This window comes from Pseudomonas massiliensis (assembly GCF_000826105.1).
Classification (GTDB): domain Bacteria; phylum Pseudomonadota; class Gammaproteobacteria; order Pseudomonadales; family Pseudomonadaceae; genus Aquipseudomonas; species Aquipseudomonas massiliensis.
The window spans coordinates 54052-72199 of sequence record NZ_CCYK01000002.1 but is presented as its reverse complement, the minus strand read 5'-3'; the positions used below and the strand labels follow the sequence as shown (position 1 = coordinate 72199).

General features: G+C 58.8%; 21 protein-coding genes and 1 riboswitch. Of the genes, 9 read left to right on the top strand and 12 right to left on the bottom strand.

Features of this window, described 5'->3' with window-relative positions; translation table 11 throughout:
• The first annotated feature begins 37 nt into the window (after nucleotides 1–37).
• A complete protein-coding gene (locus tag BN1188_RS00405) occupies nucleotides 38–436 on the top strand; it encodes a TFIIB-type zinc ribbon-containing protein (protein ID WP_040259198.1) in 399 nt (132 codons plus the stop codon).
• Between the two features lie 1119 nt (nucleotides 437–1555).
• Entirely contained in the window at nucleotides 1556–1915 is a 360-nt protein-coding gene (locus BN1188_RS00395; protein WP_040259196.1) for a histone-like nucleoid-structuring protein, MvaT/MvaU family, read from the top strand.
• A gap of 124 nt (nucleotides 1916–2039) precedes the next feature.
• Here the strand turns inward: BN1188_RS00395 and BN1188_RS00390 are convergent, their stop codons facing one another.
• Nucleotides 2040–3002, bottom strand: coding sequence for an arsenic resistance protein (locus BN1188_RS00390; protein ID WP_040259195.1), 963 nt, complete (start codon nucleotides 3000–3002; stop codon nucleotides 2040–2042).
• A 262-nt stretch (nucleotides 3003–3264) separates the two neighbouring features.
• Between BN1188_RS00390 and BN1188_RS00385 the strand changes: the two genes are divergently transcribed.
• Nucleotides 3265–3816, top strand: coding sequence for an arsinothricin resistance N-acetyltransferase ArsN1 family B (locus BN1188_RS00385; protein WP_040259194.1), 552 nt, complete (start codon nucleotides 3265–3267; stop codon nucleotides 3814–3816).
• A gap of 23 nt (nucleotides 3817–3839) precedes the next feature.
• Here the strand turns inward: BN1188_RS00385 and BN1188_RS00380 are convergent, their stop codons facing one another.
• The 10 genes from BN1188_RS00380 to mntP form a co-directional block, all read right to left on the bottom strand.
• Nucleotides 3840–5027 carry an MFS transporter gene (locus BN1188_RS00380; RefSeq protein WP_040259193.1) on the bottom strand — a complete coding sequence of 396 codons (1188 nt, stop codon included), beginning with the start codon at nucleotides 5025–5027 and terminating at the stop codon, nucleotides 3840–3842.
• On the bottom strand, nucleotides 5027–6094 hold the full coding sequence (locus BN1188_RS00375) for an ArsO family NAD(P)H-dependent flavin-containing monooxygenase (protein WP_040259192.1): 1068 nt from the start codon (nucleotides 6092–6094) through the stop codon (nucleotides 5027–5029). The genes BN1188_RS00380 and BN1188_RS00375 overlap by 1 nt, the downstream gene beginning before the upstream one ends.
• Before the next feature lie 44 nt (nucleotides 6095–6138).
• Nucleotides 6139–6561 carry an arsenate reductase (glutaredoxin) gene (arsC, locus tag BN1188_RS00370; protein ID WP_040259191.1) on the bottom strand — a complete coding sequence of 141 codons (423 nt, stop codon included), beginning with the start codon at nucleotides 6559–6561 and terminating at the stop codon, nucleotides 6139–6141.
• A gap of 26 nt (nucleotides 6562–6587) precedes the next feature.
• Nucleotides 6588–7301, bottom strand: coding sequence for an arsenical resistance protein ArsH (arsH, locus tag BN1188_RS00365; RefSeq protein WP_040259190.1), 714 nt, complete (start codon nucleotides 7299–7301; stop codon nucleotides 6588–6590).
• A gap of 47 nt (nucleotides 7302–7348) precedes the next feature.
• Nucleotides 7349–7819: an arsenate reductase ArsC gene (locus tag BN1188_RS00360; protein ID WP_040259189.1), complete on the bottom strand. Its 471-nt coding sequence runs from the start codon at nucleotides 7817–7819 to the stop codon at nucleotides 7349–7351.
• A 16-nt stretch (nucleotides 7820–7835) separates the two neighbouring features.
• Nucleotides 7836–9119, bottom strand: coding sequence for an arsenic transporter (locus tag BN1188_RS00355; protein WP_040259188.1), 1284 nt, complete (start codon nucleotides 9117–9119; stop codon nucleotides 7836–7838).
• A 25-nt stretch (nucleotides 9120–9144) separates the two neighbouring features.
• A complete protein-coding gene (locus BN1188_RS00350) occupies nucleotides 9145–9489 on the bottom strand; it encodes a metalloregulator ArsR/SmtB family transcription factor (RefSeq protein WP_040259258.1) in 345 nt (114 codons plus the stop codon).
• 182 nt (nucleotides 9490–9671) lie between these two features.
• A complete protein-coding gene (gene dmeF / locus BN1188_RS00345) occupies nucleotides 9672–10619 on the bottom strand; it encodes a CDF family Co(II)/Ni(II) efflux transporter DmeF (RefSeq protein WP_040259257.1) in 948 nt (315 codons plus the stop codon).
• A 17-nt stretch (nucleotides 10620–10636) separates the two neighbouring features.
• On the bottom strand, nucleotides 10637–10912 hold the full coding sequence (locus tag BN1188_RS00340; protein WP_040259187.1) for a metal/formaldehyde-sensitive transcriptional repressor: 276 nt from the start codon (nucleotides 10910–10912) through the stop codon (nucleotides 10637–10639).
• Between the two features lie 309 nt (nucleotides 10913–11221).
• Nucleotides 11222–11788 carry a manganese efflux pump MntP gene (gene mntP, locus BN1188_RS00335; protein ID WP_040259186.1) on the bottom strand — a complete coding sequence of 189 codons (567 nt, stop codon included), beginning with the start codon at nucleotides 11786–11788 and terminating at the stop codon, nucleotides 11222–11224.
• Nucleotides 11789–11795: 7 nt separating this feature from the next.
• Nucleotides 11796–11961, bottom strand: a riboswitch (yybP-ykoY riboswitch).
• A 213-nt stretch (nucleotides 11962–12174) separates the two neighbouring features.
• On the opposite strand from mntP, the gene BN1188_RS00330 reads away from it, so the two are divergent.
• The gene (locus BN1188_RS00330) at nucleotides 12175–12501 is read left to right on the top strand and encodes a four-helix bundle copper-binding protein (protein ID WP_084596107.1); all 327 of its coding nucleotides are present in this window, start codon (nucleotides 12175–12177) and stop codon (nucleotides 12499–12501) included.
• Between the two features lie 439 nt (nucleotides 12502–12940).
• Here BN1188_RS00330 and BN1188_RS00325 read toward each other — a convergent pair whose 3' ends face one another.
• A complete protein-coding gene (locus BN1188_RS00325) occupies nucleotides 12941–13336 on the bottom strand; it encodes a DUF305 domain-containing protein (RefSeq protein WP_040259184.1) in 396 nt (131 codons plus the stop codon).
• Between the two features lie 316 nt (nucleotides 13337–13652).
• Here BN1188_RS00325 and BN1188_RS00320 point away from each other — a divergent pair, with 316 nt between their 5' ends.
• From BN1188_RS00320 to copD, 5 genes are all read left to right on the top strand, one after another.
• Complete coding sequence (locus tag BN1188_RS00320; protein ID WP_040259183.1) at nucleotides 13653–13856, top strand: co-regulatory protein PtrA N-terminal domain-containing protein; 204 nt, start codon at nucleotides 13653–13655, stop codon at nucleotides 13854–13856.
• 128 nt (nucleotides 13857–13984) lie between these two features.
• Nucleotides 13985–15865, top strand: a complete 1881-nt coding sequence (locus tag BN1188_RS00315) for a copper resistance system multicopper oxidase (RefSeq protein ID WP_040259182.1) — start codon at nucleotides 13985–13987, stop codon at nucleotides 15863–15865.
• A 59-nt stretch (nucleotides 15866–15924) separates the two neighbouring features.
• Complete coding sequence (locus BN1188_RS00310) at nucleotides 15925–16764, top strand: copper resistance protein B (protein WP_052469087.1); 840 nt, start codon at nucleotides 15925–15927, stop codon at nucleotides 16762–16764.
• 61 nt (nucleotides 16765–16825) lie between these two features.
• On the top strand, nucleotides 16826–17209 hold the full coding sequence (gene copC, locus BN1188_RS00305; protein WP_040259180.1) for a copper homeostasis periplasmic binding protein CopC: 384 nt from the start codon (nucleotides 16826–16828) through the stop codon (nucleotides 17207–17209).
• A gap of 2 nt (nucleotides 17210–17211) precedes the next feature.
• Nucleotides 17212–18147 carry a copper homeostasis membrane protein CopD gene (gene copD, locus BN1188_RS00300; RefSeq protein WP_040259179.1) on the top strand — a complete coding sequence of 312 codons (936 nt, stop codon included), beginning with the start codon at nucleotides 17212–17214 and terminating at the stop codon, nucleotides 18145–18147.
• Nucleotide 18148: the final 1 nt, after the last annotated feature.

The following is an 18148-nucleotide window of genomic DNA, read 5'->3' as shown; positions in this document are numbered from 1 at the left end:
TGCGGTTTAGACAGCGTATTCGCTGAAGGAGAGAACCATGCAGTGCCCTGTTTGCAAAGACGTATCGTTGGTCATGACAGACCGTCAGAATGTTGAGATAGACTACTGCCCTCAATGCCGGGGCGTCTGGCTTGACCGGGGGGAGCTCGACAAGATCATCGAGCGTAGTCAGCAGCTGGAGGCTCGTTTTCTGCCACAAAGCGCAGCGTCATCAAGGCAAGACGCGCCCCTATCAGAACCGGGGTATGCGCATTCGCCTGCTGCTCAACCTGGCAATAAGCATGGCTGTTCTGATCCGCAGCCCAGTCAGGGGGGCGGATGGCGGGACAGCTACCAGAGCGGTCACCAGAATCAGCACGGACATCAAAGCCAAGGCAAGCATGAAGGGCAGCAGCCTTATCGCAAGAAGTCCTTTTTACAGGAGCTTTTCGACTAAGTTTTGCTCAGGTACACGGATCACCGCTCAGCTGACAGGCTCCATTGGCTGATTCCAATGTGTCACCTGTTAACGCCAATGCCGTAATCAAGGGCCTAAGGTCGAGGTGACCCGGGCCGCCGGCACGACCTCTTGCGTCGGTGATGCCTTCTGCCAAGCCGGCCACGTTGGTAGCCTGAATGTGCCGCCAGGCATCCAGTACAAGCTGACAGCCCCTGACCTGGATAAGGCCCGCGCTATAACTGAATAGTAGTCGCTATGGTAGCTGCCATAGCAGCTGCTGCGCTCATTATACGATGGACTATCATATCGACTGATGACCCCGTATACGTGGTATTAAGATCTCAAGATAATTAAGCCATATTCGCGGCACGAGAACATTGGCTAAAGCCTGAAGATATGGAAGACTTCCCATTTAGTGTGATGCTAGACTCTTGGAAAAGAAGCTCACTCCCTTAGCATTCCTGGCGATTTAATTAATGACCCTGTCCCCCGACCAGATAAATATCCTCTCTGAGTACATGAATGATCCGAACGTACTGTATCCACAGCGCGTCAGGTATTTTTTCTACACGTGCAAAGAACAAATCTCAGGTCGACACACTGTTAACACAGTCAAGCTATTGGACCGGGTCTTGACCGTGCTCTCCTTCAAAATCAGGAGTGGCACGAAAGCTTTAAAGGGGTCCTGGCCCAAGCCGTTGAGCTTAATCTGCTTCATAACAGCGACTACGAGATATTCCTGTCTCATTTAAATCGCTGTACTCCAGGTAGCAAAGACCGGCCCCCTACCCGGCAGTATCGCCGGATTGGTCAGCAGCGTAGCTGTTGAACCCATTGCAAGCGTGACGGCGGCACGCGGTCACGTACGGCCTCAACCTGCGCTTATTGAAGATATTCGCTACGGGGCACTACAGGTCTGGGGTGATCTGAAACTGGTCGTGCCGGATAAAGCACCATGGCTTCTTTGGGTGGGCCCCTGATCGACGTAGCGGTGAATTTGGCTCACCACGAAATGGAGTGGTTCACCGTGTATACGCCTGGACTTATAATCAAGTTGGCAGGGCATTTTCCTGTCCCTATACTGAAACCCTCCTGAAGTCCAGTGGATAGCAAAAAATGTCACGTCTTGCCGAATACCGCGCGTTAGAACAAAAGCTGGCCGCTCAGCTTGCTGAGCTCGAGAGCATGAAGAATGATGAAGGTTTGCAGCGTGAAGTTGAATTTGAGCAAAAATTGCGGGAATTGCTAGGCGAGTATAATTTTAGCCTGAAGCACATTATTGCGATTCTCGACCCGCAAGCGTTTCAGCGTGCTCCGGCTCAGACTAAAGCGTTCACCCGCAAAGCACGCCAAGTGAAGCGTTACCGGCACCCGGAATCCGGTGAAATCGTTGAGACCAAAGGGGGCAATCATAAAACACTCAAGGCGTGGAAAACCGAGTACGGTTCGGAAGCCGTCGAAGCATGGTTGCAATAACGTGCTTTGAATTAGGTTCTCCATAACCAGCAACACGAGTTGCTCTGGTTTGGTAAGGCACCTGGCTGGAGCATCACCGGCCAGGCCATCACCTTGAATGTTGTACTGTCGATGTGTGCCTGACCTATGCCCGCGGCCTTACCAAAGCAGGCACGAGTCTGATATAGAAGAGCTCAGCTATCAACTCCATCAGTGTTTGCGTGATGATCGCTGCTGCCGCAAGCGTTCGAATATTTTCCGGCAGCGCCAACGCCAGAGGCAGCACTACCAGCGAGTTCCTGGTAGCGCTACTAAATACCACTGACCTGGCACTTGAGGCGCCCAGCCCAAATGCTTTAGCCACCACGGCGCCTACCACGGGGGCCAGCAGCATGAAGCCCAGATACACCGGGATTACCGGAAGAAGGCTGTTGAAGTCACGCACCACATAAGCGATCTGGGAACCGATGACTGCTATCAGTACCGCCACCATGGCAGGAACAGGCATCCACGCCCAAGCAGTGTTCCAGCTCGCCACGACGCTGGATTTTCTCACCAGCGCGGCGGTGATCACTGCGAGAATCAAGGGCAGCACAATCAACACCAGGAAGGCCTCCGCAAAGGGCCCAACGGTGATGACAACCTCGCTGCTTTCTCCAATCATGACGGCCAGATACACTGGTAGGAGTAGTAGCTGGAGCAGTAGCAAGATTGGCGTCGCTGCGAGCGTTAACTTCGAATCTCCCTTACCTATGTGCGTGAACACCACAACGTAATCAATGCATGGAGTGAGCAGCACCAGCAGCGCGCCGACCCTGATTACAGGGTGATCGGCCAAGCCCTGACTCAAGCTCCAGACCAGCAAGGGTATGACCACGAAATTGGCAGTGAGCAACGTTGCCATAAAGCGTCTGTCACCCAGCCCGTTGCGCAATTCCAGGAACGGAATTTGTAAAAACATTGCGTACATCAACGCTGCGATAGACGGTGTAACCCAAGCGCTCAGGCTCTGTGATGCTACAGGCGCCAGTAAGCCGCCCATGGCGGCGGCAATGACCGCCAAGAAGTAGATAGGAATCTGGTTCTGCTCAAGCGTTTCTTTTTGCACACTATGCCCTTACGACGGAGATCAATGGCCGACCGGGCAGGTAATAGCTGCTAGCTATTAAGAATTCAAGGGCATTTATCAGCAGGACGGCGGGAGAAACCTCTGTCGAAGTTCGGATTGCCCTGTTGGGAGTCGCCGGGGAGGACTGTGGGCTTCTCCGAAGGTTAACAGGTCGTGGACCGCGAAGCCCATCAATAGGATTTCATGCTCAAAGCGATCTAAAAAAGGTACCGTTCCGGTTTTCAATCAGGGACGACCTACAGTGGCTTTGAGCATTCGTACGGCGGTAGCAACAGACGCGGCCGCCATCCAGCGTATTTACGCGCCGGTGGTTCTGGACACGGCGATTTCCTTTGAAGAGGTCCCTCCGACCGTCGAGGAAATGGCCCAGCGGATAGTGACCACGCTTCAGACCTACCCCTACCTGGTAGCCGAGGAGGACGGGGTCATCAAGGGATACGCGTACGCCAGCCAACACCGCGCTCGCCCAGCCTACCGCTGGGCCGTGGACGTGACGGTGTACATCGCCGAATCGGCGCGCCGTCAGGGCATCGGCCGGCAACTCTATGAAACGTTGCTGCCCCTGCTTGAGCAGCAGCGGTTTCGGGCCGCTTACGCCGGCATTGCGCAGCCCAATGAGGGCAGCGTTGGGCTGCACGAAACGCTGGGCTTCGTGCACATCGGTACCTACCCGGAAGTGGGCTTCAAGCTCGGCAAATGGCACGACGTGGGCTACTGGCGGCGCGGGCTGTGCCTGTTGACCCCACCGTTGGAGCCGGTGCTGTTCCCTGAGCTGGAGGGTAGTCCCCGGTAGGCCGCCCCGGCACACCTGGGCCGTCAGACCTGCGTCGGTTCGAAAGCCCGTAACCGGGCGAACGCCACCACTGCGCCCAGGCCCAAAAGGCCGGCCAGAATCCCGATCAGCCCGCGCGGGCCCAGTTGCTCCAGGAGGTACGCACAGACCAGCGGCGCCGCTGCCTGGGCGATCAGCACCGGGCGCGCGATCAACCCCAGGTGGCTGCCCAGTTTGGCGCTGCCCAGCAGGGTCAGCGGCACGGTGCCCCTGGCAATCGTCATGATCCCATTGCCCCCACCGAAGGCGACGACGGCGAGCAGGGACAGCGTCACCAGGCCCGGCCCCAGGCCCAGCAGGCCGGCGATACAGGCCAGCATCCCTAACCGCGCGATCCAGACCGGGTGCGCCTGGCGACCAAAGACATATTCGAGCACTCGGGCGACTACCTGCGAAGGCCCCATCAGCGCGCCGAGCGTTACCGCCAAGGCTGCCGGGATACCCTGGCCCTGCAGGATGACTAGCAGGTTGACCGCCAGGGCCGACATCACGAAAGCATGCAGGGTGAACAGCACCGCGATCCAGGCTAATTGGGGACCGGCTTGCGCGTCGGTGGCATGGGTCGCGGTGGCCGCGGCCGGTGGTCTTGGCGCCGGCGACGGCACCGTGAACAGGTGAAGCGGCAGGCCGACCAGCAGGTGGATAATGGCCAGCACCCGGCAGGTGGCCGGCCACCCCTGGTTCGCTTCCATGGCCGCGAGGAAAGGCCAGGCCACCGTACTGGCGAAGCCGGCGATCAGGGTCAGGCCGGTTATCGAGGACCTGGCCCGTGAACCCATCAGGCGTCCCAGGGTGGCAAACCCCGCGTCATACAGCCCGGCGGCCATGCCCAGCCCGAGCACGGTCCAGGCGGCATAGTAGGCGATCAAACCGCAGGCAAACGACAGGGCCGTCAGCCCCAGGGCCAGCAAGACCGCGCTGCTGGCCAGCACCCACTTGCCCCCGAATCTATCAATGGTCCGGCCCACCAGCGGTGCGCACACGCCAGCCACCAGCAGGGCCCAGGACAGGGCCCCCACCACCGCAGGCACCGAGGCGCTCAGCGAATGGGCCACCGGCACCGCCAATACAGCTGGCAGGTAAAAGGTCGAGCCCCACGCCAGGATCTGGTTGCAGCCCAGTGCCCCTATCAAGGTTGCGTGACGGCGTCTTGACAGGGACAGGGCAGGCATCAGTCGGCCCCGGTAAGGTCGTGCTGCACCTGCCTGACCACGTCCCGAGCGGTCCGGGTCACCCCGATCAAGGTCGCGGAGGCGAGCCCTGTCCAGTCGCCATAGCCCACCAGCCACAGAGCGGGTAGCGCTACGCTCCGGTTTTCGGCCACCGCGATCTTGCCGTCCGGGCCCACGATCCCCAGGCTGGCCAGGTGGTCGAGCGCCGGGGAGAAGCCGGTGCACCAGATGACCGAATCTACCGGCGTCTCCTCACCCGAGGGCCAGACCACGCCGGTTGAGGTGAACCGGGTGAAGGGCCGTACCGCGTGCAGCACTCCGCGTTCGCGGGCGTCCTTGACCGGCGGCACCATCACGATGTCGCCCAGCCCGCCGGTGAGCGGCGGCGGTTCCTGGCCCGCTTGCTGGGCTTTCAACCGCGCGGTGGCTCGCTCAAACAGCACACGGCCATCGACCTCATCGGGCAGGTAATTGGGCGGCGCCTGCGTTACCCAGGTCGCCTGGGCGACCTTCGACACTTCCGCGTAAATCTGGGCACCCGAGTTGCCCCCACCGACGACCAGCACGGTCTTTCCTTCGAACGCACGCGGTTCAACGTAGTGCGCCGAGTGCAGCTGCTGGCCTTCGAACAGCGCTTGCCCTGGATAGGCCGGGATGACCGGGCGGCTCCAGGTGCCGGTGGCACTGATGACGGCCTTGGCGTCCCAGACACGGTCCTGTGAAACGACCCGCAATCCCCCCGCGATCTTTTCCACCCGGGTCACCCGCGTGGAATGCAGGAGGGGAAAGGCGTACCGCTGCTCATAGCGGGTCAGGTAGTCAATCACCTCGTCGCGCCCCGGCGTCCCCTCGGGCACGGCGGGCATCGGCCAGCCGGCAATCGAGCTCCAGGCCGCAGGGGAAAACAGCCGCAGCGACGCCCACCCATGACGCCAGGCCCCACCGGGGCCCGGCTCGGCATCGAGCACCACATAGGACAGACCGGTGCGCTTCAAAAAATAGGCCACGGTGAGGCCCGATTGGCCACCGCCAATGACCACCACGTCCACGGTTTTGGCTTGATCCACGCTACCCCTCCCCGTTCACCGCCCCTGGCCTTGCCTGCTTCGCTTCAGACCCGGCGGCCGTGTTCATCGATGACCACCTCGCCGTCTTCCTTGACGAAGCGGCCACGTTGCGGCTGCGGCAGCAGGTCCAGAACCGCTTCGGAAGGCCGGCACAGACGGGTGCCCAGAGGGCTGACCACGATCGGGCGATTGATCAGGAGGGGATGCTCGAGCATGGCCTCGATGAGCTGTTCATCGGTCAAGGCCGGATCGTCCAGCCCCAGTTCCTCGTAAGGGGTGCCCTTGATCCGCAGCAGCGGTCGCGCGCCGGTCCCCATCGCCTCGATCAGCCCGACCAGGGTTGCGCGATCCGGCGGGGTCTTGAGGTATTCGATCACGGTGGGCTCTTCGCCGCTGTTGCGGATCAGCGCCAAGGTATTGCGGGAGGTGCCGCATTGCGGGTTGTGGTAGATGGTGACCTGGCTCATGGGATGGACCTCGCAGTAAACACGCGTTAAATGGAGCGCTGGTTGACGCGCTTGGAGAGCGCTTCAGCGGACTCCTTGCGTTCGGAGTAGCGGTCCACCAGGTAATCCTGGCGATCACGCAGCAGCAGCGTGAACTTCATCAGCTCCTCCATCACGTCCACCAGGCGGTCGTAATAGGAGGAGGGTTTCATCCGGCCGGCCTCATCAAACTCGGTGAAGGCTTTGGCCACCGAAGACTGGTTGGGGATGGTGAACATGCGCATCCACCGGCCCAACACGCGCAGCTGGTTGACCACGTTGAACGACTGCGAGCCGCCGCACACCTGCATCACGGCCAGGGTCTTTCCCTGGGTCGGCCGCACTGCGCCGAGGGTCAGTGGTACCCAGTCGATCTGCGCCTTGAACACCGCGCTCATCGCGCCGTGCCGTTCAGGCGAGCACCACACCTGCCCTTCCGACCACTGCATCAGTTCGCGCAGCTCCTGCACCTTCGAGTGGGAGTCGGGGGCATCGTCCGGCAGCGGCAGGCCGGAGGGATCGAAGATGCGGGTTTCGGCGCCGAATTCTTCCAGCAGGCGTGCCGCCTCCTGAGTCACCAGGCGGCTGAACGAGCGTTCCCGCGTCGAGCCGTACAGGAGCAGAATCCGGGGCTTGTGCCGCGACGGGGTGGCCGGTGTCAGCTGCTCCAGCGTGGGGAGGTCGAGCAGGTCTGCCTGCACGTTGGGTAAGGTATCTTGCATGGCATTCTCCTAAGGCTGCGTCCTGCGGGCACAGCCCTGGTTGATCTTCAAAGCGTTCCGATACGGCCCAGCTCGGCTTTCAACTGCTCCTCGCTCAGCGTTGCGAAGGGCAGCGCCAGGAAGGCGCGCACGCGTTCCTGGATCTTGGCCAGGGTGGTGGCGAATGCCGCGTCGATGTCAGCCTCCGAGCCGGTGGCTTCCGAGGGATCGGCCAGGCCCCAATGCGCTTTCAAGGCGGGGCCGAAGAAGAGGGGACAGGCTTCGCCAGCGGCCCGGTCACAGACGGTGATCACGATGTCCGGAGGCGCGCTTTCAAAGGCGTCCGACGCCTTGCTGCTCAAGCCGGCCGTAGGAATGCCGGCAGCTTCCAGTGTGTGCAGCGCGCGCGGGTTGACCCGACCGCTGGGAAAACTGCCCGAACTGACCGCTTCGAAGCCGTCCGGGGCCAGGTGGTTGAACACCGCTTCGGAGAGGATGCTGCGGCAGCTGTTGTGGGTGCACATGAACAGGACTTTCATCAGAGGATTCCTTGATTCAGAAACTCAGGCGCAAGGCCAAAGCACAGAGGGTGGCGACGAGGATGGGCAGGGTCAGCACGATCCCGGTCTTGAAGTAGTAACCCCAGCTGATGGTGATCCCCCGCTTGGCCAGCACGTGCAGCCACAACAGCGTGGCCAGGCTGCCAATCGGCGTGATCTTCGGGCCCAGGTCGCAGCCGATGATGTTGGCGTACACCATGGCCTGCTGGACCACGCCATCGACCTCGGCGGCATGGATGGACAAGGCGCCGACCAGCACCGTGGGCATGTTGTTCATGATCGAGGACAGGAAGGCAGTCAGCAGCCCGGTGCCCAGCGACGCGCCCCAGAGGCCGTAGCCGGCAAAGACGTTGAGCAGGTGCGCGATGTAGTCGGTCAGGCCCGCGTTTTTCAGGCCGTAGATCACCAGGTACATGCCCAGGGAGAAAATCACCACCTGCCAGGGTGCGCCCTTGAGCACCTTGCCGGTGTTGATCGCATGACCCCGGGCCGCGATCACATACAACACGAAGGCGCACACCGCTGCGATGGCACTGATCGGCACGCCCAGCGGCTCGATCACGAAGAAGCCGATCAGCAGCACCGCCAAGACCCACCAGCCGGCCATGAACGTTGGTCGGTCGCGGATCGCCTCATCAGGGTGATGCAGCTGCGCCAGGTCGTAGGTATTGGGCAACTCCTTGCGGAAGAACCACAGCAGCATCAGCAAGGTCGCCGCCACGCTCACCAGGTTCACCGGGACCATGATCGAGGCGTACTCGCTGAAACCGATGTTGAAGTAGTCCGCCGAGACGATGTTAACCAGGTTGGACACCACCAACGGTAAGCTCGCCGTGTCCGCGATAAAGCCGGCCGCCATGACAAAGGCCAGGGTAGCGGCCGGGGAAAAGCGCAACGCCAAGAGCATCGCGATGACGATCGGGGTAAGGATCAACGCGGCGCCGTCATTGGCAAACAGGGCCGATACCGCGGCGCCCAGCAGAATGATGAACGCAAACAACTTGCGTGTGCTGCCGCCTCCCCAGCGCGCGACATGCAACGCGGCCCATTCGAAAAAGCCGGCCTCATCCAGCAGCAGGCTGATGATGATGACCGCGATGAAGGTCGCGGTAGCATTCCAGACGATGTGCCACACCTGGGGGATGTCGCCCACGCTGACCACACCGGTCAGCAAGGCCAGCACGGCGCCAAAGGTTGCGCTCCAGCCTACACCCAGCCCCCTGGGTTGCCAGATGACGAGCACGATAGTGGCTATAAAGATCAGTACGGCAGTCAGCATTTCGGTCACTCGGTTGGGACGTGATTCAGCTGCACACGGCCTGATTGACGGGACGGTCGTTCATGCCGCACAGGCGTTTGGCCTCGGTTTCCAGCCATTGCTGATTGGCGTCCACCACGTCCTTGAGCACGGCGGTGACCCACGCGGGCAACTCAGGGTGCAGGCGGTAGTACACCCACTGGCCTTGGCGGCGGTCCATCAGCAAGCCGGCCGAGCGCAGCAGGGCCAAGTGACGGGAAATCTTCGGCTGGTTCAGGTCGAGCGCGGCGGTGAGCTCACAGACACACAACTCGCCCTGGCTCACGATCAGCAAGGTGATTTTGGTACGGGTATCGTCGGCAAGACATTTGAATAACGCCGTCGGGGTCATGGCGGTTAGGGCAGACATGACAGGCTCCATCACATATGGGAATTCAAATATACGCATTGTCAGATATATGAGATAGCGAATATTTGAGCGATCTGACAGAAACAAAAAACCGCCCTAAAAGGCGGTTTCGTTCCAGCGGGGGTAGTTGCTCTTTGGGTCAGCTACCGTAATGGATAAGGTAATTACGCTGTAGACGACACGGCTCGATACTCAACAGTGAGGTGGCCGACTTCGTGGACAGACTTCAACCGTTCACGGATGCTATCCGCGTCCATGGTGGATTCACCAAGCACGCTGACAATGGCGGCATGAGCCTCTGGGCCAACGCGCCAGACATGCAGATCGGTAATTTTGGCATCACCGGGCTGTTCAACCAGCTCGCGGATTTCTGCCGCAACGTGCTGGTCCGTCTCATCCAGTAGAACACTGGCGGTCGCCCTCATCAGGCTCCATGCCCACCGTGCGATCACAATGGCTCCGACGACACCCATGGCCGGGTCAAGCCAGACCCACCCGAGGTAGCGCCCAGCCAGTAGGGCGGCGATGGCCAGGACAGACGTTAGGGCATCGGCGATGACGTGTACGTAGGCAGACCTAAGGTTGTTGTCAGTGCCTTGGTGGGCCTTGTGATGAGCGTGGTCATGGTCGTGGTGGTGGTCATGGTCATTACCATGGTGGTGACCGTGCCCCAGCAACACCGCGCTGAGGACGTTCACGGCCAGGCCCACAATGGCGATGAGGGTGGCGGTTCCAAATTGAACATCCGCAGGCTGGAGCAAGCGAATCACGGACTCTATGCCTACCCCCAAGGCGACCAGCCCCAAAATCAGGGCCGAGGCAAAGCCTCCCAAATCACCCACCTTGCCCGTGCCAAAGCTATAGCGCGCGCTGGATGCATGGCGCTTGGCATACGCGTATGCGCCGGCAGTGATACCCAGGGCGCCGGCATGGGTTGCCATATGAAACCCATCCGCGAGCAGGGCCATGGAGCCGGTGATGTACCCGGCTGCAATCTCTCCGATCATCATGACGACGGTGAGCATCACGACCCAGAGGGTGCGTTTTGCATTTTCATCGTGTGTTGATCCGAGGAAGACGTGCTCGTGTGTAAATCGGGTACTGCTGTTCATATTCAGGCCTGCGTTCATCACTTGGAGTAGCGCCGAATGGCTTCTAAGAGTTCCTCGACGCCTTTATTGCGTTCCTGCTCACTCAGTGCAGGGTTCGCCACGTGCTCCCTGGCGTGATCCTCAATGATTTCGTCCATCAGCCCATTGATGGCCCCGCGGGTGGCGGCCACCAAATGAAGGGTCTTTGCACAGTCATGATCGGCTTCCAGTGCCCTTTCAATGGCTTGAATCTGTCCCGCGATCCGTTTGACGCGCTTGAGTAAATCGTCTTTGTTTGATGCCAAGTGACCCATACCATACCCCCCTTACCTATATAAAGAATGACATACGTGCATTTTCCGGCGCAAGGGGGACAGGCGCAGCATTCACTACTGCGCGTTCAGTGTTGAAGGGCCGCTTGCGGGTAGTTACGCCTGAGGCCAAGGAACAGGGTTACCGCCCTATGGCATTGCTTACGATCGGGCTATGACCCGGCTGCAGGTAGTGCTTTGCGCAGGTGACACAGCCAGGGTTTTCCACGATGGAGTCGCATAAGTCTTTATGTCGCTATCCGAAGGGAGGATCGCACCACACCATCATGAGCTGTCGTGCGTGGCTATTCGTCACACCGCGGACAAGTGCTCATAAAGGATGGTCGACCCAACCGCCATCAGCACTACACCCCCGATGATCTCAGCTCGTTTACCCACGACCGTTCCCAGCACGCGGCCCAGCATCATGCCGACCGTGACCATCACCGTCGTGGCCACACCGATAGCCGAGGCGGCAACCAGGACGTTCACATTGACGAAGGCCAAGCCAACCCCGACGGCTAAGGCGTCAATACTCGTGGCAACGGCCGTCGCGGCCAGGATGAAAAACGAGTGCTGGTTGGGCTTCTCTTCCTCGGCTTCCTCGTGCTTGAGGCCGTTGTAGATCATGTGCACGCCCAGCGCCAACAGGAGGAAGAAGGCGATCCAGTGGTCCCAGTTTTCAACGTATTGGGCAGCGGCTTGCCCGATGACCCAACCTACCAGGGGGGTGATCGATTCAATCACGCCAAAGATAAGGCCGGTGCGCAGCGCTTCGGCAAAGCGTGGTTTATGGAGGCTTGCGCCCTTGCCAATGGCCGCTGCGAAAGCGTCCGTGGACATCGCCAGGGCAAGGAACAGAAGGGAAATGGGGCTCACGGTTAACGTCCAGTCGGGCTTTGAGTCAACGACACAACCACACGCCCGACTTCAGGCATGGATGCATCGTCGGTCTCGCCAACCAGAGGGTGTTCGTGCCACGGCATGCTGCCGAGAATGTTGACACGAACGCTCTAGATCAGGTCTAGAGCAGGCTACTCCCCAACAAGGGGCGCCACTATAGCGGCGTGAATGTAAAAAAAGCATCAATAGGATCTGCCGGTTACCCATCACCCGATGGCGCGCGCGGACCTCAAGCCCAACCTTACAGAAACGTAATTAAACTCTAGAAACCCCTACCACCAGGCTGAGTCGGACCTCATGTGCCTTGGAAAAAGGCCTTGGATGTAAACGCGAGAATCGACCGTCAACCTCGGAGATAACTCATGAACGGTGGTTATGATGATTGCATTGAAGAATGCCTGCGCTGCGCCCTGGCCTGTGAACGCTGCGCTTCAGCCTGCTTGCAAGAGCAGGATGTTCAAATGATGGCTAACTGCATAAAATTGGACAGGGACTGCGCCGATATGTGCAAGCTTGCGGCGAGCCTGATGGCGCGCCAGAGCCCCCTAGCGAAGGAACTCTGTGCCCTTTGCGCGAAGGCCTGCAAAGCTTGTGGTGAGGAGTGCGGCAAGCATGGCGCTGACCATTGCCAGAATTGCGCCAAGGCCTGCCACGCCTGCGCCCAGGCCTGCGAGGCCATGGCGGCTTGAGTTCCGGTCCCGGCAAGGAGCATAAAGACCACGGAAGGGTTGCCGAGCCGACAGCGCGCGCCAGCATTACGGGCGATCAGGACGTAGAGCGTCAGGATGAAGGCTGTTCTGTCACCACAGGCTTGCATCAATAGTCGGCGCGGCAGCAGTTCTATGGCGCGGTACTGCTATCGCGACCGGCAAATCGTAGGCACAAAAAAACCGCCTTAGGAGGGCGGTTTTTGCCTCGAAGCCGGTCAGTCTTGCGCATTGGGTGGATACACAAATCTGGTAAATGCGTATGAGTTCCAAGCCACCACCTCGACCTTGATTCATTCCTGTAAGGAGAGTCGAGGAAGCCGCTTGGTGTCAAAGCCGAGTGATTTTTTTATGCATTTCAGCCGCTCTGCTCGCGCTGACCCGCTAAAAAAATCACCATGCTGCGAAAAACCAGTCATCGTCAGTGTTTGCCCAGCCAGGATTTTAGTTCCGCAATACTTTTGCTTTGCTCTTGTATATTTTTTTCAGCCATCTGTTTAATAGCAGGATCTTGAGTATTTTTAAGCACAATCCTGGACATGTCGATGGCGCCTTGATGATGTTCGACCATCATCTGAGCCCAGCTTTTCGACGGGTCAGGCGCCATACTACTCATCATCCCTTTGTTCATCTTCTCCATCGCTTGCTTGTATTCTGTGGACGCACCTCCACCCGTCGTGGCCGAAGCCATATTGACAGCACCGCCTTTCTCATTAAAAGCAGCATGGGAATCGTTGTTGTCAGCGAACGACAAAGTAACTGAACTTAAGAAAAGAATACTTGTAAGAGCGACACCGCTTAGATGCTTGTTAAGCATAGTAGACCTCTTAATGAGCGTTATTCGATTGATTTCGGCAGTAAGAATATCCGACGTCTTCCGAAGGGTAGCTAAGAAAAGGGCACTGGTAGGGTTTGCCACGATTACATTTCTGTAAGGTTTACGCGAAAAAAAGCGCAGCCGTTGAAGCTGACCATTTCATCTCAGTGGGCCAAGCGCTGGTTATAGCTGTCCATACTGTAATCTTCCCCTCAGCTGCCTGAAAGGTACAGGCCCTTAGTATTGCCTCAGCGCCAAACGCGCTCCACCTGAACGGGCTAGCCCTTACCGGGTACCTTGAACTGAGGATTTACCTATGAATGCTGTCAAAATTCTTCTCGTTACCCTCGCGCTGGGCGCATCTTCCTTGGCACTTGCCGAAGGCGGGAGTGAGCGGGTATCTGCTCGCATGGCCGAAGCCCGTGAGACGGCCATGACCGCCCATAACGCTAAAGCCGCTTCGCAGGAGGCTCCGGAAGTGGCGCAAGAAGGGCCAGAAGCGAAGCCAAAGCACTGCTAACCGCTCTGGCAAGCTTACAGAAATGTAATCGCTGTGTTGGTTAGGCTGTGCCACTCTTTGAGACGAATTCGTTCAAGTATTGTTTTCAAGCGCAACCGCAGTAGATTTTCCAACTATCAGGCAGATATATGCAATCGAAAACGTCGAGACGCACTTTCGTCAAGGGCCTGACGGCCATGGGGGTTCTAGGTGGCCTGGGTCTCTGGCGAAACCCGTCGTGGGCGCTTTCAGGGCCTGGTCAACTGAACACGCTTACCGGCACTGATTTTGATCTTTCAATCGGTGAGATGCCTGTAAACATCACCGGCAAACCGCGTACGGCAATGGTTATTAACGGTGGGCTTCCGGGGCCCCTATTGCGCTGGAAAGAAGGCGATACTGTAACCCTTAGGGTGCGCAACAAGCTGCGCGATCACACATCGATCCATTGGCACGGTATTATTTTGCCCCCCAATATGGACGGTGTACCAGGACTAAGCTTCGCCGGCATCGAGCCGGACGGGATGTACGTTTATAAAATCCACGTCAAGCAGAATGGCACTTACTGGTACCACAGCCATTCCGGTTTCCAAGAGCAAGCCGGGGTTTATGGGCCATTGGTGATTGAAGCCAAGGATCCCGAGCCTTTTACGTATGATCGCGACTATGTGGTGATGCTGACTGATTGGACTGACGAAGACCCCGCTTCGTTGATGCGAAAGCTGAAAAAACAATCGGATTACTACAATTATAACAAGCGCACAGTTGGCGATTTTATCGAGGATGTCCACAAGCAAGGCTGGTCAGCGACCGTGGCTGACCGAAAAATGTGGGCTGAAATGAAGATGAACCCCACTGACCTGGCCGATGTGAGCGGGGCTACCTACACCTATCTCCTGAATGGCCACGCGCCGAACACGAACTGGACGGGCGTTTTCCGCCCGGGTGAAAAGATTCGGCTTCGCTTCATTAATGGCTCCTCCATGACGTATTTCGACATGCGTATCCCTGGCCTGAAAATGACGGTGGTCGCCTCGGATGGGCAATACGTAAAGCCAGTCACCGTTGACGAGCTGCGCATCGCGGTTGCCGAGACCTATGACGTCATTGTTGAGCCTACCGAGCAGGCTTACACCTTGTTTGCTCAGTCGATGGACCGTACTGGTTTCGCACGCGGCACCCTGGCGGTTCGTGAAGGCCTCGTAGCGCCCGTACCGTCGCTTGATCCTCGGCCACTGGTGACCATGGCCGACATGGGTATGGGCGGTATGGATCACGGTTCGATGGGCGACATGGGCAGCATGGAAGGCATGGAAGGCATGGATCACGGCGCCATGGGCGCAGGTGACATGCAGGGCATGAACAGTATGTCTGGCGTACCCATGCAGGGCATGGACGGCGGGCAGATGCAGGGCATGGACCATAGCAAAATGGCAGGCATGGACCATGGGGCCATGGGAGACATGGCCGGCATGGCGGGAATGTCAGGCATGGGTGACATGCCGATGCAAGCCCACCCGGTTACCGAGAAGGACAATCCCTTGGTTGACATGCAGGCCATGAGTCCTACGCCAAAATTGGATGATCCCGGATTAGGCCTGCGCAATAACGGTCGTCGGGTGCTTACCTATTCCGACCTGCGAAGCACCTTTGAAGACCCGGACGGCCGAGAGCCCGGGCGAACGATCGAGCTGCACCTCACAGGCCATATGGAAAAATTCGCCTGGTCATTCAATGGGGTCAAGTTCGCCGATGCTGAGCCCCTGCGATTGAAATATGGCGAGCGAGTGCGCGTGGTCCTGGTAAACGACACCATGATGACCCACCCCATTCACCTGCACGGGATGTGGAGCGACCTCGAGGACGAGAACGGCAATTTCATGGTGCGCAAGCACACGATTGACATGCCTCCTGGCTCCAAACGCAGTTATCGAGTCACCGCGGATGCGCTAGGCCGTTGGGCCTATCACTGCCACCTCCTGTTCCACATGGAGATGGGCATGTTCCGTGAAGTCCGGGTAGAGGAATAACAGGTATGGACACATTACTAACGCGTAATGGGGTGCGTCTGGCGGTCACGGCAAGTCTGATGCTGGCCCCATTTGCCTATGCGGCAGCGGAGGACACCATGCAGGGGATGGATCACAGCCAGATGCAGGACATGGATGACTCCATGACGGGCATGGCCTCGTCCCCCCAAAAGCCTGCTCCGACTCAGAGCCGTACGCCCATTCCAGCGATTAACGCAGCGGACCGCGCCGCCGTTTATAAATCGGACGCCGGCCACACGGTGCATGATGAGTCGGTCAACTACATGCTTCTGTTCGATCAGCTTGAATGGCAGGACGCTGACAGCGGCAGTGCGCTGAACTGGGATTTCACCGGCTGGGCTGGTGGCGACATCGACAGACTGTGGGTGCGCTCGGAAGGTGAGCGGCTCAATGGCAAAACCGAAGAAGCGGAAGTTCAGGCCCTGTGGGGCCATGCCGTTGGCCCCTGGTGGGATGTTGTGACAGGCGTTCGCCAGGATTTCAAGCCAGGAGATCCACAGACCTGGGCCGCTTTTGGTCTCCAAGGTCTGGCGCTGTACAACTTCGAAGCCGAGGCTACGGTCTTTGTTGGCGAAGGTGGCCAAACAGCCATGCGGCTTGAAGGTGACTACGACATCCTTCTGACCAATCGACTCATCCTGCAGCCTACTGCCGAGGTCAATTTCTACGGCAAGAATGACCCACAGAGGGGTACCGGTGCGGGTCTGGCCGAGAGTGAAGTCGGCGTACGACTGCGCTACGAAATCCGCCGCGAGTTTGCCCCCTACATCGGTGTGACCTGGAACCGGTCATATGGGAACACGGCCGATTATGCCCGCGACGAGGGTGAGGATCGTAGTGAAGCCCGCCTGGTCCTCGGCGTGCGCCTGTGGTTCTAACCGCTACATTCACCCAATAATTACCCCCAATCGAACAGCCATCCGCTGTGAGGAGCGTTTTATGTCTCTCTTGAAGTCCACAGGTATCGCCACCCTTCTGGCTGCCGGCATGCTGGCAAGCGCCCTGGCTCAAGCCCATCCGAAGCTTGTGTCTTCCACGCCTGCGCAAGGGGCCGATGGTGCTGCGCCGGAGAAGGTCGAGCTTCATTTCTCGGAGAACTTGGTCACTCAGTTTTCCGGTGCCAAGCTGATCATGACGGACATGCCTGGCATGCCTAATTCCCCCATGCCGGTAAAAGCAAGCGTGGCCGCTGGCAGCGATCCTAAGACGATGGTCATTACCCCAGCGTCGCCGCTCACAACGGGCAGCTATAAGGTGGAATGGCGCGCGGTCTCGTCCGATACCCATCCCATTACAGGCAACGTCACCTTCAAGGTGAAATAAGCATGGCCGACCCACTCAGCATCGCGCTTCGTTTTGCGCTTTATACCGACCTGATGGTGTTGTTTGGCTTGGCCCTTTTCGGTCTGTACAGCTTGAGGGGAACGGAGCGCCAGTCAGGCGCGGTGCTGAACTTCAAGCTATTACTCACCGGGACAGCCGTGCTGGGAGCGTTGCTGTCCCTTGCCGCGCTGTTGCAGATGGCTAAAGCCATGAGTGGTGCTACTGAGTGGGAGGAGCTTTTCCCTCATGTCAAAATGATGCTGGCAGAAACCGAGGTGGGTTTTTCCTGGGACGTACGCATGGCGGCCCTTGCCATGATAGCGGTCGCTGGCCTGCTAACCAGCCGCAGCCCGACAGGCAGTCTTTGGGTGGTCACAGCACTCAGCGGGGTTGCCTTGGCCACACTGGCCTGGACAGGCCACGGTGCTATGGACGAAGGAAGTCGCCGTTTCTGGCATTTTGCGACCGACATCGTGCATTTGTTTGCCGCAGGCGGCTGGGTAGGTGCTCTGGTCGCCTTTGCCTTACTGCTGCGAGCTAAAAAGGTAGATAACCACGGTTCTGTGAAGATCTTGGCGCGGACGCTGACCGGCTTTGAATCGGCAGGTGGTGTCATCGTCGCGACCATCCTGGTCACAGGGATAGTCAACTACCTGTTCATCGTTGGCCCCCAGTTGGACAGCCTGGCTGATACCACGTACGGGTGGTTGCTGATGGCTAAACTGGTGCTGTTTGCGGCAATGATTGGTTTGGCCTCGTTGAACCGCTTTCGGCTCAGCCCTCACCTTGAGCATTCCATTGGGCACGGGGACTACACCGGGGCCGCCAAGGCCTTGCGTTGGAGTATGGCCACAGAGCTTGCTGCAGCAGTCGTTGTTCTTGGGCTGATCGCCTGGCTGGGTACGCTGAGCCCGGAGGTGGACATGGCGATGCAATAGT